The sequence below is a fragment of the Nocardia sp. GP40 genome (assembly GCF_050434125.1).
Classification (GTDB): domain Bacteria; phylum Actinomycetota; class Actinomycetes; order Mycobacteriales; family Mycobacteriaceae; genus Nocardia; species Nocardia albiluteola.
Window position 1 is genome coordinate 203321 of sequence record NZ_JBNPVW010000002.1, and the last position, 24935, is coordinate 228255.

The 24935-nt window shown below is 67.5% G+C and carries 24 protein-coding genes and 2 tRNA genes; 15 read left to right on the plus strand and 11 right to left on the minus strand.

Going from position 1 to position 24935, the window contains the following annotated elements:
* Window positions 1–72 precede the first annotated feature (72 nt).
* Both ABH933_RS05500 and ABH933_RS05505 read right to left on the minus strand, forming a co-directional pair.
* Window positions 73–162: transfer RNA gene (locus ABH933_RS05500), tRNA-Ser, on the minus strand.
* 86 nt (window positions 163–248) lie between these two features.
* On the minus strand, window positions 249–980 hold the full coding sequence (locus ABH933_RS05505) for a dienelactone hydrolase family protein (protein ID WP_429418151.1): 732 nt from the start codon (window positions 978–980) through the stop codon (window positions 249–251).
* A gap of 124 nt (window positions 981–1104) precedes the next feature.
* On the opposite strand from ABH933_RS05505, the gene hisC reads away from it, so the two are divergent.
* Window positions 1105–2178 carry a histidinol-phosphate transaminase gene (hisC, locus tag ABH933_RS05510; protein ID WP_429418153.1) on the plus strand — a complete coding sequence of 358 codons (1074 nt, stop codon included), beginning with the start codon at window positions 1105–1107 and terminating at the stop codon, window positions 2176–2178.
* A 13-nt stretch (window positions 2179–2191) separates the two neighbouring features.
* On the opposite strand, the gene ABH933_RS05515 is transcribed toward hisC, so the two are convergent.
* A complete protein-coding gene (locus tag ABH933_RS05515) occupies window positions 2192–3247 on the minus strand; it encodes an alpha/beta hydrolase (protein ID WP_429418155.1) in 1056 nt (351 codons plus the stop codon).
* A 190-nt stretch (window positions 3248–3437) separates the two neighbouring features.
* On the opposite strand from ABH933_RS05515, the gene ABH933_RS05520 reads away from it, so the two are divergent.
* Window positions 3438–3522 (plus strand) — tRNA-Ser (locus ABH933_RS05520).
* Window positions 3523–4186: 664 nt separating this feature from the next.
* Here the strand turns inward: ABH933_RS05520 and ABH933_RS05525 are convergent.
* From ABH933_RS05525 to ABH933_RS05535, 3 genes are all read right to left on the minus strand, one after another.
* Complete coding sequence (locus ABH933_RS05525) at window positions 4187–4615, minus strand: hypothetical protein (protein ID WP_429418157.1); 429 nt, start codon at window positions 4613–4615, stop codon at window positions 4187–4189.
* 151 nt (window positions 4616–4766) lie between these two features.
* Window positions 4767–5234: a hypothetical protein gene (locus tag ABH933_RS05530; RefSeq protein WP_429418158.1), complete on the minus strand. Its 468-nt coding sequence runs from the start codon at window positions 5232–5234 to the stop codon at window positions 4767–4769.
* 92 nt (window positions 5235–5326) lie between these two features.
* Entirely contained in the window at window positions 5327–5821 is a 495-nt protein-coding gene (locus ABH933_RS05535) for a MarR family winged helix-turn-helix transcriptional regulator (RefSeq protein ID WP_429418160.1), read from the minus strand.
* Between the two features lie 118 nt (window positions 5822–5939).
* On the opposite strand from ABH933_RS05535, the gene ABH933_RS05540 reads away from it, so the two are divergent.
* Window positions 5940–6929: an NAD(P)H-quinone oxidoreductase gene (locus ABH933_RS05540; protein WP_215915153.1), complete on the plus strand. Its 990-nt coding sequence runs from the start codon at window positions 5940–5942 to the stop codon at window positions 6927–6929.
* 42 nt (window positions 6930–6971) lie between these two features.
* On the opposite strand, the gene ABH933_RS05545 is transcribed toward ABH933_RS05540, so the two are convergent.
* Complete coding sequence (locus tag ABH933_RS05545) at window positions 6972–8174, minus strand: cysteine desulfurase-like protein (RefSeq protein ID WP_429418162.1); 1203 nt, start codon at window positions 8172–8174, stop codon at window positions 6972–6974.
* A 122-nt stretch (window positions 8175–8296) separates the two neighbouring features.
* Here ABH933_RS05545 and ABH933_RS05550 point away from each other — a divergent pair, with 122 nt between their 5' ends.
* From ABH933_RS05550 to ABH933_RS05580, 7 genes are all read left to right on the plus strand, one after another.
* The gene (locus ABH933_RS05550) at window positions 8297–8869 is read left to right on the plus strand and encodes a bacterial proteasome activator family protein (RefSeq protein ID WP_429418164.1); all 573 of its coding nucleotides are present in this window, start codon (window positions 8297–8299) and stop codon (window positions 8867–8869) included.
* Between the two features lie 104 nt (window positions 8870–8973).
* Window positions 8974–9840, plus strand: coding sequence for a galactan export ABC transporter permease subunit Wzm/RfbD (gene wzm / locus ABH933_RS05555; RefSeq protein ID WP_429419180.1), 867 nt, complete (start codon window positions 8974–8976; stop codon window positions 9838–9840).
* Window positions 9841–9848: 8 nt separating this feature from the next.
* On the plus strand, window positions 9849–10670 hold the full coding sequence (wzt, locus tag ABH933_RS05560; protein ID WP_429418166.1) for a galactan export ABC transporter ATP-binding subunit Wzt/RfbE: 822 nt from the start codon (window positions 9849–9851) through the stop codon (window positions 10668–10670).
* On the plus strand, window positions 10667–11578 hold the full coding sequence (glfT1, locus tag ABH933_RS05565; protein WP_215915149.1) for a galactofuranosyltransferase GlfT1: 912 nt from the start codon (window positions 10667–10669) through the stop codon (window positions 11576–11578). The genes wzt and glfT1 overlap by 4 nt, the downstream gene beginning before the upstream one ends.
* 106 nt (window positions 11579–11684) lie before the next feature.
* Window positions 11685–12590 (plus strand): hypothetical protein, encoded by a 906-nt coding sequence (locus tag ABH933_RS05570; RefSeq protein ID WP_429418169.1) that lies wholly within the window; start codon window positions 11685–11687, stop codon window positions 12588–12590.
* Window positions 12591–13197: 607 nt separating this feature from the next.
* A complete protein-coding gene (locus ABH933_RS05575; protein WP_429418171.1) occupies window positions 13198–14046 on the plus strand; it encodes an SDR family oxidoreductase in 849 nt (282 codons plus the stop codon).
* Window positions 14047–14114: 68 nt separating this feature from the next.
* On the plus strand, window positions 14115–14558 hold the full coding sequence (locus ABH933_RS05580; protein WP_429418173.1) for a hypothetical protein: 444 nt from the start codon (window positions 14115–14117) through the stop codon (window positions 14556–14558).
* 166 nt (window positions 14559–14724) lie between these two features.
* Here ABH933_RS05580 and ABH933_RS05585 read toward each other — a convergent pair whose 3' ends face one another.
* Complete coding sequence (locus ABH933_RS05585) at window positions 14725–16593, minus strand: glycosyltransferase (RefSeq protein ID WP_429418175.1); 1869 nt, start codon at window positions 16591–16593, stop codon at window positions 14725–14727.
* Between the two features lie 260 nt (window positions 16594–16853).
* A complete protein-coding gene (locus ABH933_RS05590) occupies window positions 16854–17363 on the minus strand; it encodes a GtrA family protein (protein ID WP_429418177.1) in 510 nt (169 codons plus the stop codon).
* 115 nt (window positions 17364–17478) lie between these two features.
* On the opposite strand from ABH933_RS05590, the gene ABH933_RS05595 reads away from it, so the two are divergent.
* Window positions 17479–18513 (plus strand): glycosyltransferase, encoded by a 1035-nt coding sequence (locus ABH933_RS05595; RefSeq protein ID WP_429418179.1) that lies wholly within the window; start codon window positions 17479–17481, stop codon window positions 18511–18513.
* Window positions 18510–20072, plus strand: coding sequence for a DUF2142 domain-containing protein (locus tag ABH933_RS05600; protein WP_429418181.1), 1563 nt, complete (start codon window positions 18510–18512; stop codon window positions 20070–20072). The genes ABH933_RS05595 and ABH933_RS05600 overlap by 4 nt, the downstream gene beginning before the upstream one ends.
* 19 nt (window positions 20073–20091) lie before the next feature.
* On the opposite strand, the gene rfbB is transcribed toward ABH933_RS05600, so the two are convergent.
* The gene (gene rfbB, locus ABH933_RS05605; RefSeq protein WP_429418183.1) at window positions 20092–21093 is read right to left on the minus strand and encodes a dTDP-glucose 4,6-dehydratase; all 1002 of its coding nucleotides are present in this window, start codon (window positions 21091–21093) and stop codon (window positions 20092–20094) included.
* A 315-nt stretch (window positions 21094–21408) separates the two neighbouring features.
* Between rfbB and ABH933_RS05610 the strand changes: the two genes are divergently transcribed.
* Complete coding sequence (locus ABH933_RS05610; protein WP_429418184.1) at window positions 21409–22116, plus strand: hypothetical protein; 708 nt, start codon at window positions 21409–21411, stop codon at window positions 22114–22116.
* Window positions 22117–22180: 64 nt separating this feature from the next.
* Here the strand turns inward: ABH933_RS05610 and ABH933_RS05615 are convergent, their stop codons facing one another.
* Entirely contained in the window at window positions 22181–23167 is a 987-nt protein-coding gene (locus tag ABH933_RS05615; protein WP_429418186.1) for an alpha/beta hydrolase, read from the minus strand.
* A gap of 220 nt (window positions 23168–23387) precedes the next feature.
* On the opposite strand from ABH933_RS05615, the gene rfbA reads away from it, so the two are divergent.
* Both rfbA and ABH933_RS05625 read left to right on the plus strand, forming a co-directional pair.
* On the plus strand, window positions 23388–24287 hold the full coding sequence (gene rfbA / locus ABH933_RS05620) for a glucose-1-phosphate thymidylyltransferase RfbA (RefSeq protein WP_429418188.1): 900 nt from the start codon (window positions 23388–23390) through the stop codon (window positions 24285–24287).
* Between the two features lie 2 nt (window positions 24288–24289).
* The gene (locus ABH933_RS05625; protein ID WP_429418190.1) at window positions 24290–24850 is read left to right on the plus strand and encodes a dTDP-4-dehydrorhamnose 3,5-epimerase family protein; all 561 of its coding nucleotides are present in this window, start codon (window positions 24290–24292) and stop codon (window positions 24848–24850) included.
* The last annotated feature ends 85 nt before the right edge of the window (window positions 24851–24935 follow it).

The following is a 24935-nucleotide window of genomic DNA, read 5'->3' on the forward strand; positions in this document are numbered from 1 at the left end:
CTTCCAACCTTCTGATCGGTAGTCAGATGCTCAGTGCGTCATATTCAGTTGTGGCGCCCGGCGAACCGGGCGTGGCGGAGGCGAGAGGATTTGAACCTCCGGTCCCCGTGAAGGGACAACTCATTAGCAGTGAGTCCCATTCGGCCGCTCTGGCACGCCTCCTGGAGCCTTCTCTTCGAGGGCTCGGTCCTTTCGAACCGCCGAGAAGAAAGAGTACAGAGCAACCGCTCAGGACGCAAAACGACTGGTCAGCGCAGGTGCGCATCGAACCAATCGAAGATTCTGGTCTGTGCGTCGATCAGAGCGTCCGCGTCGGCGTCATCATCGTTGTCGAAGCCTGGGCGGTCCGGGCGATGCCGCAGGCCCGGGTAGCTGACCACCAGGGTCGCCACCGCGGCGGCCGCGGCCGCGTCGCGCAGCTGCTCGACCTGATCGGCGGGGGTGGCCGGATCGTCGGCGCTGTACAGGCCCAGCCAGGGGGCGCGCAGCCGCGGCGCGGCCTCGATCAGCGCGACCGCCCGGACGGTGATCGGTTCGGTGATGCCGGGGGCGGCGACGCTGACCGCGGCGCCGACCGGGCGGTTGGTCGCGACCTGGAACGCCGCGGTGCCGGCGCTGTCGAATCCGAGCACCCCGGTGCAGTCGGGGAAGACGCCGCGCTCGACCAGCCAGTCGAAGCTCGCGTCGAAGTCGTCGAACAGGTCGGGACCGAACACGCCCTCTCCTTCGGCCACGTCGCCGCGGTGGAAGAGGTTGGGCGCCACCACGATCCACCCCTCGCCGGACAACGACGCCATCAGCTGAAGCAATTCCTCGGCAAACTCGCGGGATTCGTGGAGCACGATGATTCCGCCGCGCGCACTGCCGTCGGGTTCGATCACCCGCAGGGGCACTCGCGCGGCGCTCGCCGCGGGCCGATCCGGTGCCGGCGTAGGATCGTCCGCGCCCAGCGGCGCGTCGTCCCGATAGCTGACCGACATGAAATAAGGATAGTTCGCCTGCAAATCTTTCGGGAGATATATCCCGAGGGTGAGGTTCGGACAGAAAATTTCCGGCCACATCCACTCCGCGATCGCAAGCAATGGGCACGGCTACTGTGGTGGAGTGACCGCTCGCATCCGTCCGGACCTCGAGTCCATCCCCGCCTACACCCCCGGCCGCAGCCATCCCGGGGCGGTAAAACTGGCCAGCAACGAGACCACCCACGGCCCGCTGCCTACGGTCGCCAAGGTCATCGCCGAGGCCGCCGAACTCGCCAACCGGTACCCCGACAATCAATCCAGCGAACTTCGCGCGGCCATCGCGGAATTCCACGGTGTCGAGGTGGCGAACATCGCGGTCGGCTGCGGCAGTGTCGCGCTGTGCCAGGAGTTGGTTCAGATCACCTGCGACGCACCGACCGACGAGGTGATGTTCGCGTGGCGTTCGTTCGAGGCGTATCCGATCGTCACCCAGGTGGGCAATGCGCGCGCGGTGCAGGTGCCGCTGACCGAGGGTCTGGCCCACGACTTCGACGCGATGGCCGCCGCGATCACCGAGCACACCCGGCTGATCTTCGTCTGCAATCCGAACAACCCGACCGGCACCGCGGTCGGCCGCGCCGAGGTGGTCCGGTTCCTGGACGCGGTGCCCGAGCACATCCTGGTGGTGCTGGACGAGGCGTACTACGAGTACGTGCGGCTGGCGGACCGTCCCGACGGGGTGGAGATCCGCCGCGATCGGCCGAATGTGCTTGTGCTGCGCACCTTCTCGAAGGCATACGGCCTGGCCGGACTGCGGGTGGGCTATGCCGTCGGCGATCCGGAGGTCATCACCGCACTGCTCAAGGTGCACATCCCCTTCAGCGTGAACCGCCTGGCGCAGGCCGCCGCGATGGCCTCGCTCGAGGCCCGGGAGGAACTGCTCGACCGCACCGATCGCACGGTGGCCGAACGTGATCGGATGCGCACCGCGCTGCTGGCGGCCGGATATCGGGTCGTGCCCAGCGAGACGAATTTCCTGTGGCTGGAACTCGGTTCGCGCAGTGGCGAATTCGCCGAGGCCAGCGCGGAGGCCGGGGTCCTGTTGCGCCCCTACGGGTCCGACGGCGTGCGGGTCACCGCGGGCGATCCGCACGAGAACGATCTGTTCCTGGCGTTCGCGACCGATCCGGAAATCACCGGCCGCTTCCTGGCCTGAGAATCGCCGCGCCTCAGCGGGTTCCGAGCGCGCGGGCCAGTGTGGGCCAGGCCCGCGGCACCTCCTGCCGCCAGTACGGCCAGGAATGGGTGCCGACCGGCTCCAGGTCCACCGTCGCGGGAATCTGCATGCGCGACAACCGATCCGCCATCGCCAGGGTGCACGCATAGGTACCGGCTTCGAGCGGGCCACCGAACAGGACCGAGGTCCGGGCATCGGGATTGCCGGGTCCGTCGAACGGGCCCGGCAGGCCGCTGCCCGCGGACAGGAACAGGGCGGTGCCGCGCAGCCGGTCCGCGTGCGTCATCACGTCATGGGCGAGCCAGTCCGGATTCTTCTGATCGCCGAACATATTGTCCGGATCGCCGTTGTAGGTGCGGACGATGGCGCGTGCCTGCGCCTGCCCGAGGTCCGAGCCCATCGCATAGCAGCCGCTGTGCGCGGCAACCGCGCGGTACACCCCCGGGTTGCGCATAGCGAGCATCATGGCCGCCTCCGCACCCATCGACACGCCCTCGAGGGCCTGGCGGCCGTCGCCACCGAACTGCGCGTCGATCAGCGGCGGTAGCTCGCGGGTGAGGAAGGTCTCCCATTTGTTGTTGCCCAGCACGGGATCCGGGTGCACCCAGTCGGTGTAATAGCTGGCTGGGCCCCCGACCGTGAGCACCACGTTGACGTCCTTGTCGGCGAAGAACCGCGCCGCGCCGCCGAGCTGGGTCCAGTTGTTGTAGTTGTTGCTCGCGCTGCGGCCGTCGAGCATGTAGAGCGTGGGCCGCCGCTGACTCCGATCCGCCGGAAGCAGGATCTGCACCTGCACGGTGCGGCCCATCGCGGGCGACTTCACGAACAGCCGCAGCCAGCGATCGGTGATCCGCTCGATATGGTCCAGCGAGGCCACCGTCGGGCGGGGATTGTCGACCGGCGCCTGCGGCTCGGGTCCGTCGGACGACCCCGTATTGATCGGCGGCGCACCCGCCGCGAGCGGACCGACGAACGTCGCCACACCGAGCAACAGTGCGACACTGGCAAGGGCGCCGGCTACCCGACGCCATATCCGGCGGCGTCTCATGGCCGTCATCGTGCCAGACCCACCCAACCCGTTAACCACACGAAATGCCCAACTTGCCACAAAAGTGATACAAAAGTGATTCGTCACACACATGTACAGCAAGCCCGGCGCCACCCCACCCCCGCCCGGCCGATTCGGCAACCCACCCCGAGCCCAGTACTCTGGGATGGCCTCGGCGACGCCGAGGCAGGGTGAGTTGCCCGAGCGGCCTAAGGGAACGGTCTTGAAAACCGTCGTGGTTCACGCCACCGTGGGTTCAAATCCCACACTCACCGCAGGTGGGAGGGCGTTGCCACCCGTCATCAAGATCACGCAGCCCGCAGAGTCCGCGCGCCGACTTCCATCGCGTCGGCCACGGGGTTGGAACGCAACCGATTCCACAGCCCGAGGTCAGGAAGCACCCGATCCGTGCTCATACTGCGTCGGCAGCGCCGTCCCCGACCTCCGCATACACACCCTGCGTCTGCAACGCAGTTGCTGCCGAATTCAGCCATACGGGATCAAGAGGCGGCACCGCCACCTCAGTCTCTTTGCCTGATCTCTGCATCGACGATGCAGTGTGGTCGTTCCCGGAGCCGTACCCGACTTGCTCTCCCGCGACCTCACATCCGATCCGCCGGCACCAGCGATCGGCCTGCTTGTGGTCCGGTCTACCGAACCGCGGTGCAGGGGTCCCACTTCCTCATGCCGTCATCGTCTCGCTCCACTCGCCCGAGTCAAGGACCACCTTCGGTGTCCGCTGCGCGGTGCTGCGCATCCTTGACACGACCGAACTCCGCTCAGGGCGGCAGGTATGAGGATGAGGGGGAAGAGCAGTCAGGGGCGGATAGACGACCTATCTGCGGGGACACCGCCAGTACGCTGATGAGCGTATGCAAGCAAGCCGAATAAGCTCTCCGACGAGCCTGCCGCGGACACGCTCGAGGAGTCACCGCATGGTTAGCTATGAGCTGCCAACTCGTCGGCGTCCACGCGCGCGACGGTAGCCTCGACGATGGCATAGTCGGCCTGATCGAGCGCGTAGAGCGCGAATTCGACGGCGACCGTGGCGTCCTTCTCAGCGCGCTCGGCATAACGCTCGGCACCCTTGAGGTCGCGTTCAGCGCGGTGTTCTACAGCCTTGGCGCGAACAGTAGCGAAGTGACTATCGACCGCGGTACGCAGCTCCTGCGTCTTCGACTGCACATCCGCCTGTGCTTCCGTGGCCGCCTGGTCAGCCTTAGCACGACGAGACTCCATGGCCGATTTCATCGCGTCTCGCTGCTGTTGCAGCTTCTTCTTGTTTCTCGCTGCGGCGGCGTCGATAACGTCTTCGGTCTTCTTCGCCCGAATGGACAAGTCGTGCAACTGGTCGGAGAGTTTTTGCATCTGAAGGCCCCTCTCAGCGTCGATTCTGTGTGAGTGTTCGCAAGAGCAGCTGCCTCGTTCGAGTCTAGACCCCTCAGGGCGGACCGACGTATGTTCGAACTTATGTTCGAGAACATCGCAGCGGCGGTTTCCTCCCCCGGCGGTCCACCCGTCACATGGCGCAGTGCAGTGTGGGATCGGTCGGGAACGGGAGATGAAAGCACAGGACCCAGTTATCGATGGTGTCCTGCTGTCGGTTCGGCGGTAGGACGGTGACCTGGCGGTCCAGCATGTCCGGATTTCCGGGGAAGCGGACCTCGATCCGGTGCTGGCCCGCCGGCACACCGAAGCCCAGATCCGCGGGGCCCAGCACGAACTTCCCGCCCGGCACGAACTTCGCGACGGGAAATCCGCCACAGGTCGGTGTGCACTGATTGACGCCGTCGACGAGGAATACGTATCGATCGGGACCGCCGGGCACCGGCGCGGGCAGGTGAATTACGACCCGCCCGCGCCCGACCACCATCGACGCGGGTTGGTCGGCCTGCGCGGGCGCGGCCGACACCATGGCCACCGCCGCGATGAGGATGCCGAGCGCGGCCATCCCCGCCGACCGGAACATCTTTCGCGCAATCCGCACTGTCATCTCCTGTTCTCGCCATGTCCCTATCGGGCTCGACCCGGCATACAGAATGCGGTGCCGACAATCGGCCCGGTTGTCACCCGAGCTTCTCAGCGCGGAGGCCGGGACGCGAGTTCTTTGTCGATGCGCTCGAAAACCTCACCGATGATGGTCAATTCGGCGGGAGTAAGCAGGTCGACGAAGTCTCGGCGGACCTCGGCGACGTGGCCGGGGGCGGCCTCGCGCAGGCGGCGCATGCCCTCGTCGGTGAGGTGGGCGCGGACGCCTCGGCCGTCCTCCTCGCAGCTGGTGCGGCGGACCATGCGCTGGAGTTCCATGCGGCGGATCTGGTGGGTCAGGCGGCTCCTGGACGCCAGGACGCCGTCGGCCAGGTCGCTCATGCGCAGGGAGTGATCGGGGGCCTCGGAGAGCAGGACCAGGATGCGGTATTCGGCGAGGCTCAGGTCGCTGTCGCGCTGGAGCTGGCGGTTGAGCTCGGCCAGGAGCCGCTGGTGGCCGTCCATGTAGGCGCGCCAGGCCTGCTGCTGCGCCGGCTCGAGCCACCGCACCTGCGTTCCCGTCCGATCGCTCGGCTCCGTGTCCATGCGGAGCATTCTATTATCCGGAAGTAATAGCCTGTCGCTCTATTGCAGAATCACTGCCGTAACGCGCCGGATGTGCCCGGACGAACCACGCGGGCGGCGCGAGGTCCAGAATTACACCATGTACGCGGTGACGCTCGACGGCTTCGGTGAACCAGACGTGATGCGGTGGGCGCAGGTGCCGGATCTGCCCGCGCCCGGGCCGGGTGAGGTCCTGATCGACGTCGCCGCCGCGGGGGTGAACCGGGCGGATCTGCTGCAGCGGCAGGGGTTCTATCCGCCGCCGCCGGGGGCCAGCGAGCTGCTCGGGCTCGAATGTTCCGGCGTGATCGCGGATGTCGGTGCGGGAGTGCGAGATTGGCGGCCCGGGGATCGGGTGTGCGCGCTGCTGTCCGGCGGCGGCTACGCCGAACAGGTGCTGGTCCCCGCCACCGCCCTGCTGCCGGTGCCCGACGGCATGGATCTCGCCGCGGCCGCGGCGCTTCCGGAGGTATCGGCGACGGTGTGGTCGAACCTGGTGATGCGGGCGGGATTGCACGCGGGGCAGCTGCTGCTGATTCACGGCGGCGGCAGCGGCATCGGCACCCATGCGATTCAGGTCGCGGTCGGCCGGGGCGCGCGGGTCGCGGTGACCGCCGGTTCCCAGGGCAAACTGGACCGCTGCAAGGAGCTGGGCGCGAACATCCTGATCAACTACCGCGAGGAGGATTTCGTCGCCACGCTCGGCGAATTCGGCGGCGCGGACATCATTCTGGACAATATGGGCGCGGCGTATCTGGGCCGCAATGTCGAGGCCCTGGCCGACGACGGACAGCTGTGCATCATCGGCATGCAGGGCGGGATCGGCGGCGAGCTGAACATCGCCGCGCTGCTGGGTAAGCGCGGCACGATCCACGCGACAAACCTGCGCCGCCGGCCCGACACCGGCCGGTCGAGCAAGGCCGAGATCATCGCGGAGCTGCGCCGCCAGCTGTGGCCCTCCATCGCCGACGGGACCGTGATCCCCGTGGTGAGCGCCGAAATTCCCGCCACCGAGGCGCCCGCCGCGCATCGGCTCCTGGATTCCGCCGGCACGATCGGCAAGGTGATCCTGAAGATCCGCGAGCCCTGAGCGCGCCTGCCGTCCCGCTGAGCTCCGCCGGCTCACCAGAGCTCAGTCCAGGGACGCCAGCACCCGGCCGAGCTGATCGATCTCGAATTTGGTTGTGTACGGCGCCAATCCGATGGTGACCGCGCCGCCCTCGTCGTTGACGCCCAGGGCGTCGAGCAGGCGGCTGCCGCCGTGCGCGCCCGAGAGGGTGCCGATGCGGTGGTCGGCGAGCGTGGCCGACACCTTCTCGGCCTGCATTCCGGCGATGGTGAAGCTGACCGTCGGAATGCGCGTGGAGGCGCGACCGATGACGGTCAGGTCCGTGACGCGGTCGAGCACCTCCATGAGGTGCTCGAACAGGTGATCGTGGTAGTCCTGCAGCGAGGTGACCGACACCTCGAGCCGCTCCCGGCGGGTCCCGGTGGCCTGCTCGTCGAGCCCGGCCAGATAGTCGATCGAGGTGGACAGCCCGGCCAGCAGCGCATACTGATGCCCGCCGACCTCCAGCCGCTCGGCACCCTTGGCGTACGGATTCAGCGACATCGACGGAATCCGGTCCAGGAAGGCGGGATCGCGAAAGACCAGCGCACCGATCTGCGGCCCGCCCCACGCCGGTGCGGACAGGGCGATCACATCGGCATTGAGCTCGTCGATATCGATCAGGGCATACGGTGCGGCGCCGAAGCAGTCGGCGACCAGCAGCCCGCCCACCTCGTGCACCCGATCGGCGGCCACCCGGACCGCGGGCGCGGAGCCGACGATCGGCGAAGCGGCCGTCAAGGCCACCAGACGCGCGGTGGGCCCGATCAGCTCCTCGAACTGCCAGGCCGGCATCTCGCAGGTCTCGATCTCCACCTCGGCCCAGCGCACGTGGGCCCCATACCTGTTCGCGATGCGCAGCCACGGCGCGACATTCGCTTCGTCATCCAGGCGCGACAGCACGATCCCGGTGCCGAGCCCCAGCCGGGAGCTCAGCGACTCGGCCAGCCAGGCCAGCAGCACCGCGCGATCCGGGCCGAGCACGACGCCCGCCGGATCGCCGCCGACCAGATCCGCCACCGCCTCGCGGGCGGCATCCAGGATGGCGCCACTGCGCCGCGCGGCGGCGTGCCGATTGGTGTGGGAAAAGGCCGACGTGCGGAAACCCGTCGAGACCGCACGCGATACCGAGTCCGGTACCAGCATGCCCGCCTGCGGGTCGAGGTGGATCCAGCCGTCGCCCAGGGACGGAATCAGGCCCCGAACCCGTGCGACGTCGTAAGTCATGCTGGCCACTCTAAGGGCATGGAGCCAGGTGGCGTAACTGTGTCCGACTTTCAGCAAACCGGAAACCGGAGTCGGGGACCACCGCTTAGCGCGGTACGCGCAAACCCGACATGATGGAGATCATGACGCACTCGGACGGAGAAGCGGAGTCCATCGTGGTAGTCGGACCTGACGGTCAGCCCCTGGTTATACCGGCCAGCTCCCTGGGGGAATCGGCGCTGGGCGGCCAGGTGATCGGCGACGGCGACGAGGACGCCAAGGAGGAGTCGCTGGCCGATATGGTCGAGCAGCCGGCCAAGGTCATGCGCATCGGCACCATGATCAAGCAGCTGCTCGAGGAGGTCCGGCACGCGCCGCTGGACGATGCCAGCCGCACCCGACTGCGCGAGATCCACAAGACCTCGGTCCGCGAGCTGGAGCAGGGCCTGGCGCCGGAGCTGCGCGAGGAACTCGAGCGCCTGGCGCTACCGTTCAGCGACGACGCGATTCCGTCCGATGCCGAGCTGCGCATCGCCCAGGCCCAGCTGGTCGGCTGGCTCGAGGGCCTGTTCCACGGCATCCAGACCGCACTGTTCGCCCAGCAGATGGCCGCGCGCGCCCAGCTCGAGCAGATGCGTCACGCGCTGCCGCCGGGGCTGCACGGGCAGCGCGAAAGCGGGCAGCCCGGCGCCGGGAGCAGCGGGCAGTACCTGTAGGCGAAAACCGTCCCGAACGGTATGAATGCGTGCGCCGAACTCGGCCGTCGCGACTTCGGCTACAGTCGAGCACTGTGCCCGCAGCTGCTGCCCCAGCCGATTCGGTGACCGCCGATCAGAGCCCGGCCGACGCCTCGGTACCCATCGTGTCCGATTCGCAGTCGTTCCGCCGCGCGTTCAAGGATCTGCGCGATGGATTCGCACAGCGTGAGTTGTGGCTGTCGCTCGGCTGGCAGGACATCAAGCAGCGGTATCGCCGCTCGGTGCTGGGTCCGTTCTGGATCACCATTGCGACGGGGGTGCAGGCCGCGGCGATGGGCGTGCTCTACGCGGCGCTCCTACACCAGCCACTCAGTTTCCAGCTGCCGTACGTGACGATCGGCCTCATCGTCTGGAATGTGATCAATGCGAGCATTCTCGAGGGTTCACAGGTCTTCATCGCCAACGAGGGACTGATCAAGCAGCTGCCCTCCGCGCTCAGCGTCCACATTTACCGGCTGGTGTGGCGGCAGTTCCTGTTCTTCGCGCACAACGCGATCATCTATGTGGTTCTGCTGGCGGCATTCGGAGTCTGGCGGCATCTGAGCTGGACTGCGCTGCTGGCGATTCCAGGCATCGTCCTGCTGTTCCTCAACGCCGCGTGGGTGTCGATCGCATTCGGCATTCTGAGCACTCGCTACCGCGATATCGCGCAGATTCTGAACAGCATGACGCTCATGCTGTTCGTGCTCACCCCGGTCATGTGGAATGCGCAGTCGCTGACCGAACGGGTCGGGGGCATCGGGGGCAAGGCACGGCTGATCGAGCTGGTGCCCACCTTCCATTACCTGGAGATCGTTCGCGCGCCGCTGCTGGGGCAGCCGATCCATCTGCTGTCCTGGGCGGTGGTCGCCGGTATTACCGTGATCGGCTGGGCGGTGGCGATACTGGCATTGAAGAAGTTCCGTTCCCGCGTGCCCTACTGGGTGTAAAGGCCTATATGACCGACCATGTGAGCATCGAGACCCGTGACGCCTGGGTCGAATTCCCGATCTTCGACGCCAAATCCCGGTCGCTGAAGAAGGCGTTCCTGGGCAAGGCCGGCGGTGCGATCGGGCGCAATACGTCCGACGTCGTCGTGGTCGAGGCGCTGCGCGATATCACCCTGTCCTTCAAGGAGGGCGACCGCGTCGGCCTGGTCGGGCACAACGGCGCGGGCAAATCCACGCTGCTGCGGCTGCTTTCGGGCATCTACGAGCCCACGCGCGGCAGCGCGCGGATTCGCGGCCGGGTCGCGCCGGTATTCGATCTCGGCGTCGGCATGGATCCGGAGATCTCCGGCTACGAGAACATCATCATCCGCGGGCTGTTCCTGGGGCAGACCCGCAAGCAGATGATGGCCAAGGTGGACGAGATCGCCGATTTCACCGAGCTCGGCGAATACCTGAACATGCCGCTGCGCACCTACTCCACCGGTATGCGGGTGCGGCTGGCGATGGGCGTGGTGACCTCGATCGATCCGGAGATCCTGCTGCTGGACGAGGGCATCGGCGCGGTGGACGCGGAGTTCATGAAGAAGGCCCGAACCCGCCTGCGCGATCTGGTGGCCCGCTCGGGAATCCTGGTGTTCTGCAGCCATTCCAACGAATTTCTGGCCCAGCTGTGCGACACGGCGATCTGGATCGATCACGGAAATATGCGGATGCGCGGCGGCATCGAAGAGGTGGTGCGCGCCTACGAGGGGCCCGAGGCGGGCGACCATGTCGCGCAGATTCTGCGCGAGCTCGAACTGGATCGGGAACTGGAGAGCAACCACTCATGACGCAGTCCCGCATCGTCGCGGTGGTTGTCACCCACAAGCGCCGGGAATTGCTAGCGGAATCGCTGAAAGTGCTCACCGCGCAGACGCACCCGATCGATCACCTGATCGTGGTCGACAATGCCAACGAGCCCGAGGTGGGCGAGCTGGTCCGGGCGCAGCCGGTGGAATCGACCTACCTGGGATCGGAGCACAACCTCGGCGGCGCAGGCGGTTTCGCGCTGGGCATGCTGCACGCCCTGACGCTCGGCGCGGACTGGGTGTGGCTGGCCGACGACGATGGCCGCCCCGAGGGCCCCGAGGTGCTGGCTACCCTGCTCGACTGCGCGGACAAGCACGGCCTGGCCGAGGTGTCCCCGGTGGTGTGCGATATCGAGGATCCCGATCAGCTCGCGTTCCCGCTGCGCCGCGGCGTGGTGTGGCGGCGCAAGCGATCGGAGCTGTACTCCGATTCCGACAGCCAGGACGAGGATTTCCTGCCCGGCATCGCCTCGCTGTTCAACGGCGCACTGATCTCCGGGCGCGCGGTAGATGTGATCGGTGTGCCGGATCTGCGCCTGTTCGTGCGCGGCGACGAGGTGGAGGTGCACCGGCGGCTCGTGCGCTCGGGCCTGCCGTTCGGCACTTGCCTGCGCACGGCCTATCTGCATCCCAACGGATCCGCCGAATTCAAGCCGATTCTCGGCGGCCGCATGCACACCCAATATCCGGACGATCCGGTCAAAAGGTATTTCACCTATCGCAACCGCGGTTATCTGATGTCACAGCCGGGTATGCGTAAGTTGCTGCCGCAGGAGTGGGCCCGATTCTCCTGGTTCTTCCTCGTACAGCAAAAGGATCCGGCGGGTCTGCGAGAATGGCTGCGACTGCGGCGCCTGGGTCGGCGCGAGCAGTTCCACAAACCCGGATAGATCAGCTCGTTCTTGGAGGCATGGCCGTGAGTGAAGCGCAGCGGAGCGAACCATCGACACAGCGTCTATTGCTCTCGACGGAGCCGAGCGCCAGCGAGGTGGAGTCGTGAGTAATCCCTACGGCGGACAACCACCCTACGGCCAGCCCTGGCAGCCGAACAGCCCGCAGCCGCAGCCCGGTGTGCCGCAGCCCCCCAACGGAAACGGCCCCTACGGCGCGCAGCCGCACGGCGTCTCCGCGCCGAGCATGCCGCAGCCGGGATACGCACAGCCGAACGGGCCCTCCGCCCCGGGCATTCCGCAGCCGGGTTATCCGCAGCCGAACGGTCCGTCCTCCCCCGGCATCCCGCAGCCCGGTTACGGGCAGCCACAGGGCGTTTCCTCGCCGGGCATACCCCAGCCGGGTTACGGGCAGCCGGGTTACGGCCAGCCCGGCATGCCGCAACAGCCTTACGGCGCCTCCAATCCCGGCATGCCGCAGCAGCCTCCTTACGGCGCCCCCAATCCCGGTGTGCCGCAGCAGTTCGGCGGTATGCCCGCGAATCCCTATGGTGGCCAGCCGAATCCGTATGGGGCACCGAATTACGGTGCGCCGCAGGGGATGCCGGTGCAGTTCCGCCCCGAGCCGGGACCGCCGGGCATCGTGGTGGACACCAGCTACATGCCGATGGCCTTCATGCTCGCGCTGACCGGGCCGCGCATCCTGGTGAACGGGCAGCAGGTGCCGAATGCAAAGTGGGGCGCCACGCATATCCCCGTCGGCGCCGGGCAGCACCACGTGCAGGTCAAGACCAGGTGGCTGTGGGACTTCGGAACCGCGGAGGCCGTCGTGCCCGTCGCCGACGGGCAGAGCACCCGTGTCTTCTACCGCACGCCCGCAACGTGGTTCGTCGGCGGTGCGATCGGCCCGGTGCCGCAGAAGACGCCGGGCATGATGTTCCTCTACATCAGCTGGGGCATCCTCGGGCTGCTCGTGCTGCTGAATCTGCTGGTGGTCGTGGCCGGCTCCTAGCCCGCGCCGAAAATGGTTTGCCGCGTACGGCGGCAGGCTGTCACAGTGTTAACAGTCCTGCGGGACAACAGAGTTCGCGTCGTTCGCCCGGCCAGCCGGGCAGTCGGAAGGTCGAGGAGGTGGAGAACGTGAAGGTGAATTTCCGGATTGTCGCGGCCGGACAGCGCGCCGCATACGCGGGCAGCGCCGCCGCATGTCTCTCCCCTCTCTCCCACGTGCATTGAGCCCCTTCGCGGGCCGATGCCCGGCGAAAGGACGACTCCTCTCGTGGTCGACAACGACCCCCTTCACTCCGCACGGCCGGAATCCGGCCGCTTCCGCTGGGTACACACGGCTGCTCGATACCGGCTGGGTCCCGGCCCGCGCGCTCCTCATGGACCGCAGCGCTCTGATGTCGCGACCCATCCACCGGGCGCGCGCGTGCGCGCTGCCCGCGGGCGGATACCAACATCGTCGGCCGGTGCACCGGCGACTGTGATTCTCTATGCAACTGGTTGCATAGCCAGCCCGGTATCCAATACCGTTCGAATTGGTAGATCCGGACACCGGCGCCCGCCGTCTCACCGATCATCGAATGCGGGGCGGGCACACAGATTGGAGCTGTGGCATGACAGACGCAGGTAAACCGCTCGCGGGCCGGACCATGATCATGTCGGGCGGGAGCCGCGGAATCGGGCTGGAAATCGCCCGGCGCGCGGCCGCCGACGGGGCGAACATCACCCTGATCGCCAAGACCGATCAGCCGCATCCCAAGCTGCCGGGCACCATCCATACCGCCGCGACGGAACTCGAGCAGGCCGGCGGCACCGTGCACAAGTTCGTCGGCGACGTCCGCGACGACGAGGGCGTCGCGCGCGCGGTGGCCGAGACCGTGGAGCGGTTCGGCGGCATCGACATCGTGGTCAACAACGCCTCGGCGATCGACCTGTCGCCCACCGAGACCCTGGCGATGAAGAAGTACGACCTCATGCAGGACATCAACTGCCGCGGCAGTTTCCTGCTGTCCAAGCTGAGCATTCCGGCGCTGCGCGCCAGCGCCGAGGCGGGCCGCAACCCGCACATCCTGACCCTGTCCCCGCCGCTGAACCTGGACCCGAAGTGGGCGGGCGCCTCGCTCGGCTACACCATCGCCAAGTACGGAATGTCGCTGACCACACTGGGTTTGGCCGAGGAGCTGCGCAAGTACGGCATCGGGGTGAACTCGCTGTGGCCGCGCACCACGATCGCCACCGCGGCCGTGCGCAACCTGCTCGGCGGCGAGGAGATGGTCTCGACCTCCCGCACCCCCGACATCTACGCCGACGCCGCCTACCTGGTGCTGACCTCCCCCGCGAAGGACACCAGCGGCAACTTCTTCATAGACGACGAGGTCATGGCCGCCCACGGCATCACCGACCTCGACAAATACCGTGTCGTCCCCGGCGACGGCCCGCTCACCACGGACCTGTTCCTGTAAAAGAGAAATTCGAGGCCGACCGGTCGCCGATATCCTGAATGCGGGTCGGGCATCCAGGAAAGGCAGATATGCGTAGTGTCACATTCGGTCTCGGTGCGGCGGCGGCGTTCGCGACCATCCTCGTCGCGACGCCGCCCTTCGCCGCGGCCGCCCCGCAACAGCTGGCGCCCGGGGTCTCGTGCGACGGGTTCACCTGTCGCAACGACAACGACCGGGACACCTACAGGGTGAACGCAGTCGTCGCGTGTTCCCAGGGCGCCATGAGCGTTTCGGGGGTCGCCTACGTGCGTCCGCACACGACGGCGACCATCGGATACCACTGCCCGCTCGTGCCCGGGCCGCTCACCCAGCGGGCGCAGCCGCCGATCACCAAGCCGGACGGCACCGTGGAGTTTCAGCCCCCGCTGATGGTGCCCGGACCGTCGACCCCGACGATGGGGATCGGAATCCAGTACCAGGGCGCGCAGGTGGATAACACCCCGCCGCGCCCGACGGGGTCGTCCGCGGGCTAGCAGGCCCGACGCCGCCGCCGTGACCGACCCAGGTCGGCACCCGGCGGTGGCTTCCCGTCCGGCCGCCACCGACTCGGGCCCGAATCCTGGCCACCGCCGAGCGAACTCGTTGATCGGACGACGGATCGCGGTACCGGCGGCTCGCGTGGATCCGGGCGGCGGCGAACTACTGCTTGTAGAGGCGCTCCCAGTTGTCCCGGGCGATGAGTTCCGGTACGGCGGCGCGGTATTGGCGGCTGAGCTCGGGCAGCTCGCGCCGCAGCCGGCGCATCACCAGGATGGTGCGCAGCAGCAGCGCGCGCGCCTTGGCCTTGTCGCGGCGGCGGATGCGCACGCCGGACTGGGAGGCGTCGGTCACCATCACATGGTCGAACAGCGCGACGTGCCACCAGTGCGCGTCCTCGCGGGTGATGGACTTGAGGCCGGGCTGGGTACGCCCGGTCCACTGCTGCACCGCCCGCTTGATCAGCACCAGCAGCGGGCGGCTCGGATCGCCCACGTCGCGGCGCACCTGGATGTCGGCCGACCGGACCGGGGCCGTCGCGGCCTGATGCTTGATCGTCTCGGGATAGTCCGCGCGCCCGCCGCGCGCTGCGGCCAGGGCGGCAATTCCACCGTCCTGCAACACCTTCGGCCCGCGCAGGAAGTCCTCGATGCCCTGCAGCGTGGTGTGCACCAGGCCGTACTGCATCGCGACCAGGTGTTCGGCGATATTGCGGAACAGCTGGCGCGTAATGGCTTTCGGATCCAGATCGGTGTGCATCGACCCGACGATGAGCGAATTGCGCATGCTGAAGTAGCGCGCCCAGTCGTCGTAGTCCTTCCAGTAGAAGTCGGCGTGCCAGACCGCGGCATTGGGCAGCGTCACCGTCACGAATCCGGCCTCGCGGGCCCGCACGCCGTATTCGACGTCGTCCCACTGGAAGAAGATCGGCAGCGGCAGCCCGATCCGGGCCACCACCTCGGCCGGGATCAGGCAGGTCCACCAGGCGTTGTAGCCGGCGTCGACGCGGCGCTCCTGGTTCTTCTTGAGCATGCTGGTGTTGCGCAGCGCCTTGGGCACCTTCTGCCCGTGCTTGAGCTCGCCCAGGTGCACCTCCTCGGCGCCGACGTTGAGGTAGTCGGGGTTGAGCAGGAACAGCATCTGCGCGCCCACCAGCGTCGGCTCGACGGTCAGATTGGCGAAGGCGCGCAGGCGCAGCACCGTCTCGGGCTCACACAGGATGTCGTCGTCCATCAGGATGATGTCGGCGTGCTCGGCGCCCTCGACCCGCGTCTCGGCGTCGGTCACCTCGTACAGCCCGCGCGTGAAACCGCCCGCGCCACCGAGATTCGGCTGGCGGATGTACCGCAGCTTGTCGGCGAAACGCGGCGCGATTTCCCGGTACAGCGGCCGGTTCTCGACCAGGTCGCTGCCCTGGTCCACCACGTACACCGCGTCGATCGCGCCCAGCACGACCGGGTCCGAGGCCAGCGCCGCAACGGTATTCGCGCAATCCTCGGCGCGGTTGAAGGTGCAGATCGCAATGGCCAACGGCCGCAGCTGTTCCGGCGCGGCCGCGGTCCAGGCCAGCTCGCTGATGCCGAGTTCGCCTCCGACCGCGTCGAATTCGAGCCACAGCGCGCCGCCGTCCACGTACTGGTCCAGCGGCGCGCGCAGCACCACGCGCCCGTCGGCGCGCAGCTCGGCGGAGTCGATGATGCGACGATGCCCGGCGATGTCGGAGGCCGCGAGGCGCACGTGCGCCCGTCCGGCGACCTCGAGCGTCACGCCGACCTCGACCTCGGTCACCGTCGTCCAGCGCTGCCAGTAGCTGGCGGCGAACCGGCCGAAGTAGGTGTTGGTGTGCGCGCTGGCGCCCTTGTCCAGCCGCATCGTCAGCCGCTCGCGCTGCGCCTTGCCCCTGACCACCGCGTACAGCTCGTCGCTGATCTTGGGTGCCGGGCCGGTGAACACGCCGCGCGCCAGCACCAGCCGGTCCGCGGCGAGCTGCGCATCGGGTGCGGGGACGGCGGGACGGTCGTTCTTGGTCACGGCTCCACCTCGCTGGCGCTCGGCTCCGCCGTGCCCAAGGCGGGCTGTGTCATCTCCACCTCGCTGGCGCTCGGCTCCGCCGTGCCCAAGGCGGGCTGCGTCATCGGTTCCCTCGCTTCGCTCGGTCACGCCCTGGCCAGCCGACTGCTCCATACTGAATTCCCTCGTGTGTCTGTGCCATTCGTCGCCGCGGAGTACCCGCGGTCACCGCGCTGCAACCGCGGAATCTGCTCGTTGTGGCGGCAACCATTATCGCCGATTCACGCGTCCGCGCCGGATCGGGCTGCCGCCTCGCCGGTGAACACGAACTTGTCATATGCCCAATATCGGAAGATCACCGCGACGATCTGGCCGATGAGTGTGCCCGAAATATTGTCCGACAGCGGTGTCGACAGGTGCAGCACATAGCGGGAGAAACCGAGGCACCCCAGCTGCAGGCCGATCGCGATCACGTTGAACACCGTGTAGAGCAGGTACTCGCGCGCGGCGCTGCCGCCCTTCTTGTGCGCGAAGGTCCACCATTTATTGCCGAAGTAGGTGACCACCGACGCCACCGCGATCGAGATGATCTTCGCGACCAGCGGCACGTGATACAAAACGCCGTGGCCGCCCCAGAACACCAGCAGGTTGTATGTTCCCGCGTCGACCAGGAAGCCCAGGGCCCCGACGACCAGAAACGCGCCGCCGGTCCGGAATGCGGATATCAGCCTTCGGAAAAGAGGGGCGCCGGACAGCCGCGCCGACTCCGTCACGGTCTCACTGCTGGGCACCCGGCGACGGTACCAACCCGGGCGTTCCACCGGGTTACCGGGCGCGTCCGTACCGCTCCCCTGTAACCTCCCGGTGTTCGTATTTCACCGTCGGATCGAATGAGGGATTGACGGGGTGCACCCCACCGAACTCCGAATCGCCGCCATTGTGCCGTGCCATAACGAGGAGGCCGCGGTCGCCAAGGTCGTCAGCGACCTGAAGGCCGCCGTGCCCGGCATGGTCGTCTACGTCTACGACAATCGCAGCACCGACGCGACCGCGGAGCGGGCCCGCGAGGCCGGCGCGATCGTGCGCACCGAAACCGTCAAGGGCAAGGGCAATGTCGTGCGCCGCGCCTTCGCCGATATCGAGGCCGACGTCTATCTGATGATCGACGGCGACGACACCTACGACGCCGGCGCCGCGCCGCTGATGATCGAGACGCTGCTGTCCGGGCCCTACGACCACGTGCTGGGCGTGCGCCGCGAGGACGAGGGCGCCCAGGCCTACCGCGCGGGCCACGAAACCGGCAACAAGGTGCTCAACGGCGTGGTGGGCAAGGTCTTCGGCGATAACGTCGAGGACATGCTCTCGGGCTATCGAGTGTTCTCACGCCGATTCGTCAAGAGTTTCCCCGCGGTATCGCGCGAATTCGAGATCGAGACCGAGCTGACCGTGCATACCCTGCACCTGCGGGTCCCGCAGACGCAGGTCCCGGTCGGCTTCCGGGATCGGCCCGCGGGCAGCGAATCCAAGCTGCGCACCTATCACGACGGCTTCAAGATTCTGGCCCTGATCATCGGACTGGCCCGGCACGAGCGCCCGGTCGCGTTCTACGGGCTGTTCGGCACGCTGGCCTGGATCATTTCGATCATCCTGACCGTGCCGATCATCGTGCAGTTCTATCAAATCCACCAGGTGCCGCGGTTCCCGACGCTGTTCCTGGCCTTCACCCTGCTGCTGCTGGGCAGCCTGGCCTGGACCGCGGGCCTGATCCTGGACGGCATCCGCCGGTCCCGGCACGAGGCGGCGCGGCTGATGTATCTGCGTTATTCGGCCGTGGGCGCGGAATTCGGCGCTTCCGCCCGATCCGGAAACGGCGCGGACCCGCGGCACGAGCAGGCGCCGCCGCGCGTGGAGACCCCGGCGGGGCTGGGACAGGCCCGATGACGACGCAGGCGGAGCCGGTGCAGGCCGTGCCCGGCGACGACCCTCGTCCTTCTCCCGAGACGCCGGACAACGACGTCGAACGGGACGATTCACCCCCGAGACCCGGTGCGCTGCGCGCCGCGATCTGCTGGGTGCAGCGGCATCTGGGGCTGGGCGCGGCGGCCTTCGTCGTGGTCGCCGCCGTCTTCGGCGCGGTGTTCATCGTGGTCACACCGCCGTTCTGGGGTCATGACGAGATCACCCAGTTCGGCCGGGCGTATCAGGTCGCGCAGGGCGGATTCCTGCCCGAGCGCATCGCCGACGACCGCGGCGTGTCCTACGGCGGCCAGATCCCGCTGACCGTGGACGCGATGATGAACTACGCGTTCAAGGACTACAACCGCAAGCCACAGGAGCCCGCGCCACTCTCGGCGGGCCGGGACGCGTACGACCGGCTCGGCGACGCCCCGGTGAGTTCGGCGACCAAGCCGATGTGGTTCACCAATACCGCGGCGTACTCCCCGGTGCCGTATGTGCCGGCGGCCCTTGCCATCCGGCTCGCCGGGGCGACCGGCATGACCGTCGGGCAGACCGTCATGCTGACCCGCCTGGCCGGGCTGCTGGCCTATCTGGTGATCGTCGGATTCGCGCTGCGCGCGCTGCGCGGGTACCGGGTGCAGTGGCTCGCGTTCACCGTGGCGGTGCTGCCGATCGCGCTGTTCCAGGCCGGGACGGTCACCGCGGACACCATGACCAATGCCCTGGCGATCCTGGTGTCGTGCCTGCTGGTCAAGGGCCTGTTCCTGGATGCGAAGCTGTCCCGGGGCGAGGTCGCGGCGGCGCTGCTGGCCACCCTCGTGCTGCCGCTGAGCAAGCCGACCTACGTGCTGCTCGCGATGCTGGTCGCGCTGATTCCGGCGCGGCGGTACGGATTCCGCGGGCCGCTGCGCTGGATCCCGTGGGGCTTCGCGGTCCTGGGCGCCGTGCTGTTCGCGGGGTGGATGAAGATCGCGGCAAAGACCGGGGACGGCATGGGCCTGATGCGCCCACCGGCGCAGTGGTATTCGGTGCGCACCGGGGATCAGCTCCATCAGATCCTCACGCATCCACTGCATTTCGCCCACACCTTCGAGCACAGCATCTGGCTGCGCGACAACAACTGGTTCACCGAGTTCTTCGGTCAGCTCGGCTTCGCCTACATCGATGTGCCCGCGATCTCGATTCTGGCGTGCCTGCTGGCCTTCGCGGTGAGCATCGGTATCGCCGAGCGGCTTTCGGCGGCGCAGCCGCGGGCCGTGCTGGTCGGGCTGACGATCGCGGCGAGTGTCGCGATGATCTATGTGACGCTGTACATGTCGTTCTCGCCGGTCGGCTACTACCTCATCGACGGCGTGCAGGGCCGGTACTTCGTGCCGCTGGCCATTGTGGGCTTCGCGGTGCTGCTGCGCTGGATACCGTTGCGGCTGACCAATACCGGGGGGACGACTCCGGTGCGCGGTCCGGCAATCGTCGTCGTCGCGGCGACGGTGTTCGCGCTGGCTGCCGCGGTGGCCAAGTACCACTACATGGTCTGGGGCTGAGTCCCGTCCTCGCGGACGACTACAGAACCTTCTCCCCGGCAGCGAGATACGCGCTTTCGGTGGCGGCCTTGCGGGGCCGCCACCAGGCCTCGTTCTCGCGGTACCAGCGAATGGTCGCGGCCAGCCCGGCGCCGAAATCGGAATACTCCGGTTCCCAGCCGAGTTCGGTGCGCAGCAGCCTGGCATCGATCGCATAGCGTTGGTCGTGGCCCGGCCGATCGGTGACATGGTCGAAATCGTCCGCGTCGCGGCCGAATTCGGCGAGAATCCGCTGGACCACCGATTTGTTGTCCAATTCGCCGTCCGCGCCGATCAGATAGGTCTGCCCGATCCGGCCACGCTCCAGAATCATCCAGACCGCCCGGTTGTGGTCGTGGACGTGAATCCAATCCCGCACCTGATGTCCCGCGCCGTACAGGCGCGGGCGTACGCCATCGATCAGATTGGTGATCTGGCGCGGAATGAATTTCTCCACGTGTTGATATGGGCCGTAGTTGTTGCTGCAGTTGGAGATCGTCGCGCGCACCCCGAACGAACGCACCCAGGCCCGCACCAGCATGTCGCTCGAGGCCTTGGTCGCGGAATACGGACTCGACGGGTTGTACGGCGTATCCGGGGTGAATGCGGGCGCCCCGGCGTCCAGATCGCCGTAGACCTCGTCGGTGGAGATGTGGTGGTAACGCACGTCGTGCCGGCGTACCGCCTCGAGCAGCGCATAGGTGCCCACGATATTGGTCTGCACGAAGGGCCAGGGGCGGGCGAGCGAGTTGTCGTTGTGCGATTCGGCGGCGAAGTGCACGACCGCGTCCACACCGCCGACGAGCCGGTCGACCAATTCCTGGTCGGCGATGTCGCCGTGCACGAACTCGATGCGGTCCGCGATCGGGTCGAGCGATGCCCGGCTGCCCGCGTAGGTGAGCGCGTCGAGCACGACGATCCCGATATCGGGCCGTTCGGCGACGGTCTGATGGACGAAGTTGGCGCCGATGAATCCGGCGCCCCCGGTTACGAGCACTCGCACGAGCATCCACCCTAATCGGCACGCTCGAGCACCCTCCCCATCGACATCGGCTATTACGCGATGCAGATCACCATTTGGGCAACGAATCGTTTCATGGACTGTGACGTTAGCCACACCCACTACTGGAAGGCCGGTTTGGTTCATCCTCGAAACCCGCACGCGGACTGCATGTTTCCGCGATATCACAGACCACAAGTACACCGTGGTGAACAGAATTTGAATGAACGGTCACAGTTGATTCACCGCACGTTAGCTGATCTCCATTTCGATTTCTCTCGTCCCCCCGAAACAAAACCATCCGAGGTTCCACCAAAAATGATGATGAGGAAATTCGCCGCGACGTCGGCCATGCTGATCGCCACGCTCGGCATCGCCGCGGGCACCGCGAACGCCGCCCCGGCACCGGCCGCCGCCAACGGCGCGGTCGACTACAAGGCCACCACCACCAAGACCTCCACGATCATCAAGACCGATGCGGGCTCCATGGATGTGGAGAACGGGGTCTTCAAGATCAAGGCCGCCAACGGCACCACCCTGGCCGGCACCCAGCTCAAGTTCCGCGTGGACGATTTCGAGTTCCCGATCGCGGCCGACATCGCGGACCACACCGCCACCCTGACCCCGCAATTCGATATGGCGCACGCGGTGTACAAGCCGGTCGACCTGCCCTACCAGAACACCGCCCCGTGGAAGACCCCGTACGACCGTGAGCAGGCGGCCTTCAACCGGATGAAGGACACCATCTCCACCGGTGCCACCATCGGCACCCTGGTCGGCGGCATCAGCGGGGCGACGGTCGGTTGCATCCTGGGTGGTATCGCCGGTACGGCGGCGGCTGCTGCGACTTTGATTGCCCTGTTCGGTGCTCCCCTGGCCGGTATCGTCGGCTGTGCGGCCGGCATCATCGCCGTGGGTGCCCTGGGCACCCTGGCGGGTCAGCTGCTGGTGACCGCCCCGGTCGCCATCCTGGCCGCGGCCCAGTACTTCACCACCATCAACGCGCCCTTCACCCCGGCGAAGTAATTTCCGCACGCTACGACCCCCGCACCGCACGGTGCGGGGGTCGTCGTGCTTCGGCGCGCCCGGCTCACGCCGTGCGCGCGGCCGCCTCCGCCTCGATCCGCGCCCGCACGAACCGCGCCACCCGCCCCAGCACCACCCGGCTCTCGGGCATGCTCGGCGCGATGCTCATGAAGGCGTGCACCTGCCCGCGCCACAGCTCGAGCGAGTTGGGTACCCCCGCCGCGGTGAGCCGGCGGGCCATCAGCTCGCAGTCGTAACGCAGCAGCTCGTCCTCGCCGACAATCAGCAGCGCGGGCGGCAGGGTCCCCAGCGCCCCGTCGACGGGCGAGACCTGGCCCTCCCCGCCGTATTCGACGACCTTCGCCAGGCCCGGCAGCGGGATGTAGGGATCGCGCCGGACATTCGCGTACTCCCGCTTGGCCGCACAGTCCAGATCCAGCAGCGGCGACAGGCCGACCAGTCCGGCGGGTGCGGGCAGCCCGGACTCGACCGCCCGCAGCGCGGTGGCGAAGCTCAGATACCCGCCCGCCGAGTCGCCCGCGAAAACGATCCGGCCCGCGTCCGCACCGTGCCGCAGCAGCCAGCGATAGGCGGTGAGGCAGTCCCGCACCGAACCGGCGATAGGGGTGCCGGGCAGCTGCCGGTACTCGACATTGACCACCGCCAGGCCCGTGCGCCGCGCGATCGCGGCCGCGATCGGGCGATGCGAGTCCAGGCCGCCCAGGAAGAAGCCGCCGCCGTGCAGGTACATCACCACCCCATCCCGCAACGCGCGGCGGGCGCCCGCGGGACGGATGATCTCCATCCGAAAACCCGCCAGGCGCACCTGTTCCCGCTCGATGCCGCGCGGCATCGGCCGCAGGGCCGACAGCCCGTCGACGACGATCCGCGCCAGCGGCATCGTCAGCGGGGTGACCGGATAGTGCCGCACGAACGGGCCGACCACGCCCTGACAGGCCAGCAGCAACGCCCGCGAGGCCAGGCTGCCGCCGTCCGGATTGACCACCACTCCCGGCTCCGGCCGGATCTCGTCTACTCGTACGGCAGCCATCGTGCACCTACCTCACTCCGGACACGCCGCGTCACCAGCAGCCGAAGTTCCGGCGGCGAGTTGTCGGCGCTGACATCTCACACAGTGCTATTTCAGAAGACCACGCCACGAGTGACCTACGCAACAGTTATGCCCGAATCGGGACCAACATAATCCGCCACCGCGCCGGCGCCGCGGACCGATTTTCGCCCGTGAGGCGCGGCTGGCAGACTTGCGTGACATGCGTGGAATCATCCTGGCCGGCGGCACGGGAACACGGCTCCACCCGATCACGCGCGGGGTGAGCAAGCAGCTGGTCCCGGTCTACGACAAGCCGATGGTGTACTACCCGCTCTCGACGCTGATGCTGGCCGGCATCCGGGACATCCTGGTGATCACGACCCCCGAGGACGCGAGCGCCTTCGTCCGGCTGCTCGGCGACGGCTCGCAGTTCGGCATCGCCATCGACTATGTCGTCCAGCCCGAGCCCGACGGGCTGGCCCGGGCGTTCGTGCTCGGCGCGGAGCACATCGGATCCGAATCCGCCGCACTCGTGCTGGGCGACAACATCTTCTACGGACCGGGCCTGGGCACCCGGCTGCGCCGCTTCGACCGGATCGACGGCGGCGCCATCTTCGCCTACCGGGTCTCGGACCCCACCGCGTACGGCGTCGTCGAATTCTCCGACGGCAGAGCGATTTCCATCGAGGAGAAGCCGAAGCGGCCCCGCTCGAACTACGCGGTGCCCGGGCTGTACTTCTACGACAACGACGTCGTCGAGATCGCCCGCGGGCTGCGGCCCTCCGCTCGCGGCGAATACGAGATCAGCGATATCAACCGCACCTACCTCGAGCAGGGCAGGCTGCAGGTCGAGGTGCTGGCCCGCGGTACCGCCTGGCTGGACACCGGAACCTTCGACTCGCTGCTGGACGCGGCCAACTACGTGCGGACGATCGAGGAGCGGCAGGGCCTGAAGATCGGGGTGCCCGAGGAGGTGGCCTGGCGCATGGGCTTCATCGACGACGACCAGTTGGCCCGGCAGGCCGAGCCGCTGGTGCGCTCGGGATACGGCGACTACCTGTTCGGCCTGCTGGCACACGGGCTCGACGAGACCGAACCACAGCACAATCGAGATTGGTAATCATGGAGATTCGCGAACTGGCCGTCCCGGGCGCCTGGGAATTCACCCCGACACTGCGCGGCGACGACCGGGGTGTGTTCCTCGAGTCGTTCAAGGCGTCGGAATTCGAGAAGGCGGTCGGCCGTCCGTTCGAGCTGCTGCAGGTCAACACCTCGACCTCGGCGGCGGGGGTGGTGCGGGGTATTCATTACACCGAAACCCCGCCCGGACAGGCAAAATACGTGACCTGCGTGCGGGGTGCGTTCCTGGACGTGGTGGTGGACCTGCGCCCGGACTCGCCGAGTTTCGGCGCCTGGGACAGCGTGCTGATCGACGATGTGCACCGGCGCTCGGTATTCCTGGCCGAGGGGCTCGGGCACGCGCTGCTCTCGCTCGAGGACGGCTCGACCGTCACGTATCTGTGCTCACTGGAGTACTCACCCGAATTCGATCGGGATATAGACGCTTTCGACGCGGAGATCGGCATCGACTGGCCGACGGTGGGCAGGAACGGACAGTCGCTCGACTTCATCCGCTCCACGAAAGACGCTGCCGCACCGGGCTTGCGGACTCTGCGCGGCTGAGACCTGCTCGCACAGCCGAATCTGGGCGCCCGTCGCAACGACCGGTACAGACGCACACCGCGGTGGACGAATCACGTTCGTCCAC

What these genes read in the sequence shown, in the direction of transcription:
- ABH933_RS05505 (WP_429418151.1), bottom strand. Translation starts at nt 980, where the DNA reads ATGTCGGTCAGCTATCGGGACGACGCGCCGCTGGGCGCGGACGATCCT.
- ABH933_RS05515 (WP_429418155.1), bottom strand. Translation starts at nt 3,247, where the DNA reads ATGAGACGCCGCCGGATATGGCGTCGGGTAGCCGGCGCCCTTGCCAGT.
- ABH933_RS05525 (WP_429418157.1), bottom strand. Translation starts at nt 4,615, where the DNA reads ATGCAAAAACTCTCCGACCAGTTGCACGACTTGTCCATTCGGGCGAAG.
- ABH933_RS05535 (WP_429418160.1), bottom strand. Translation starts at nt 5,821, where the DNA reads ATGGACACGGAGCCGAGCGATCGGACGGGAACGCAGGTGCGGTGGCTC.
- ABH933_RS05540 (WP_215915153.1), top strand. Translation starts at nt 5,940, where the DNA reads ATGTACGCGGTGACGCTCGACGGCTTCGGTGAACCAGACGTGATGCGG.
- ABH933_RS05545 (WP_429418162.1), bottom strand. Translation starts at nt 8,174, where the DNA reads ATGACTTACGACGTCGCACGGGTTCGGGGCCTGATTCCGTCCCTGGGC.
- ABH933_RS05550 (WP_429418164.1), top strand. Translation starts at nt 8,297, where the DNA reads ATGACGCACTCGGACGGAGAAGCGGAGTCCATCGTGGTAGTCGGACCT.
- wzt (WP_429418166.1), top strand. Translation starts at nt 9,849, where the DNA reads ATGACCGACCATGTGAGCATCGAGACCCGTGACGCCTGGGTCGAATTC.
- glfT1 (WP_215915149.1), top strand. Translation starts at nt 10,667, where the DNA reads ATGACGCAGTCCCGCATCGTCGCGGTGGTTGTCACCCACAAGCGCCGG.
- ABH933_RS05575 (WP_429418171.1), top strand. Translation starts at nt 13,198, where the DNA reads ATGACAGACGCAGGTAAACCGCTCGCGGGCCGGACCATGATCATGTCG.
- ABH933_RS05580 (WP_429418173.1), top strand. Translation starts at nt 14,115, where the DNA reads ATGCGTAGTGTCACATTCGGTCTCGGTGCGGCGGCGGCGTTCGCGACC.
- ABH933_RS05600 (WP_429418181.1), top strand. Translation starts at nt 18,510, where the DNA reads ATGACGACGCAGGCGGAGCCGGTGCAGGCCGTGCCCGGCGACGACCCT.
- ABH933_RS05610 (WP_429418184.1), top strand. Translation starts at nt 21,409, where the DNA reads ATGATGATGAGGAAATTCGCCGCGACGTCGGCCATGCTGATCGCCACG.
- ABH933_RS05615 (WP_429418186.1), bottom strand. Translation starts at nt 23,167, where the DNA reads ATGGCTGCCGTACGAGTAGACGAGATCCGGCCGGAGCCGGGAGTGGTG.
- rfbA (WP_429418188.1), top strand. Translation starts at nt 23,388, where the DNA reads ATGCGTGGAATCATCCTGGCCGGCGGCACGGGAACACGGCTCCACCCG.
- ABH933_RS05625 (WP_429418190.1), top strand. Translation starts at nt 24,290, where the DNA reads ATGGAGATTCGCGAACTGGCCGTCCCGGGCGCCTGGGAATTCACCCCG.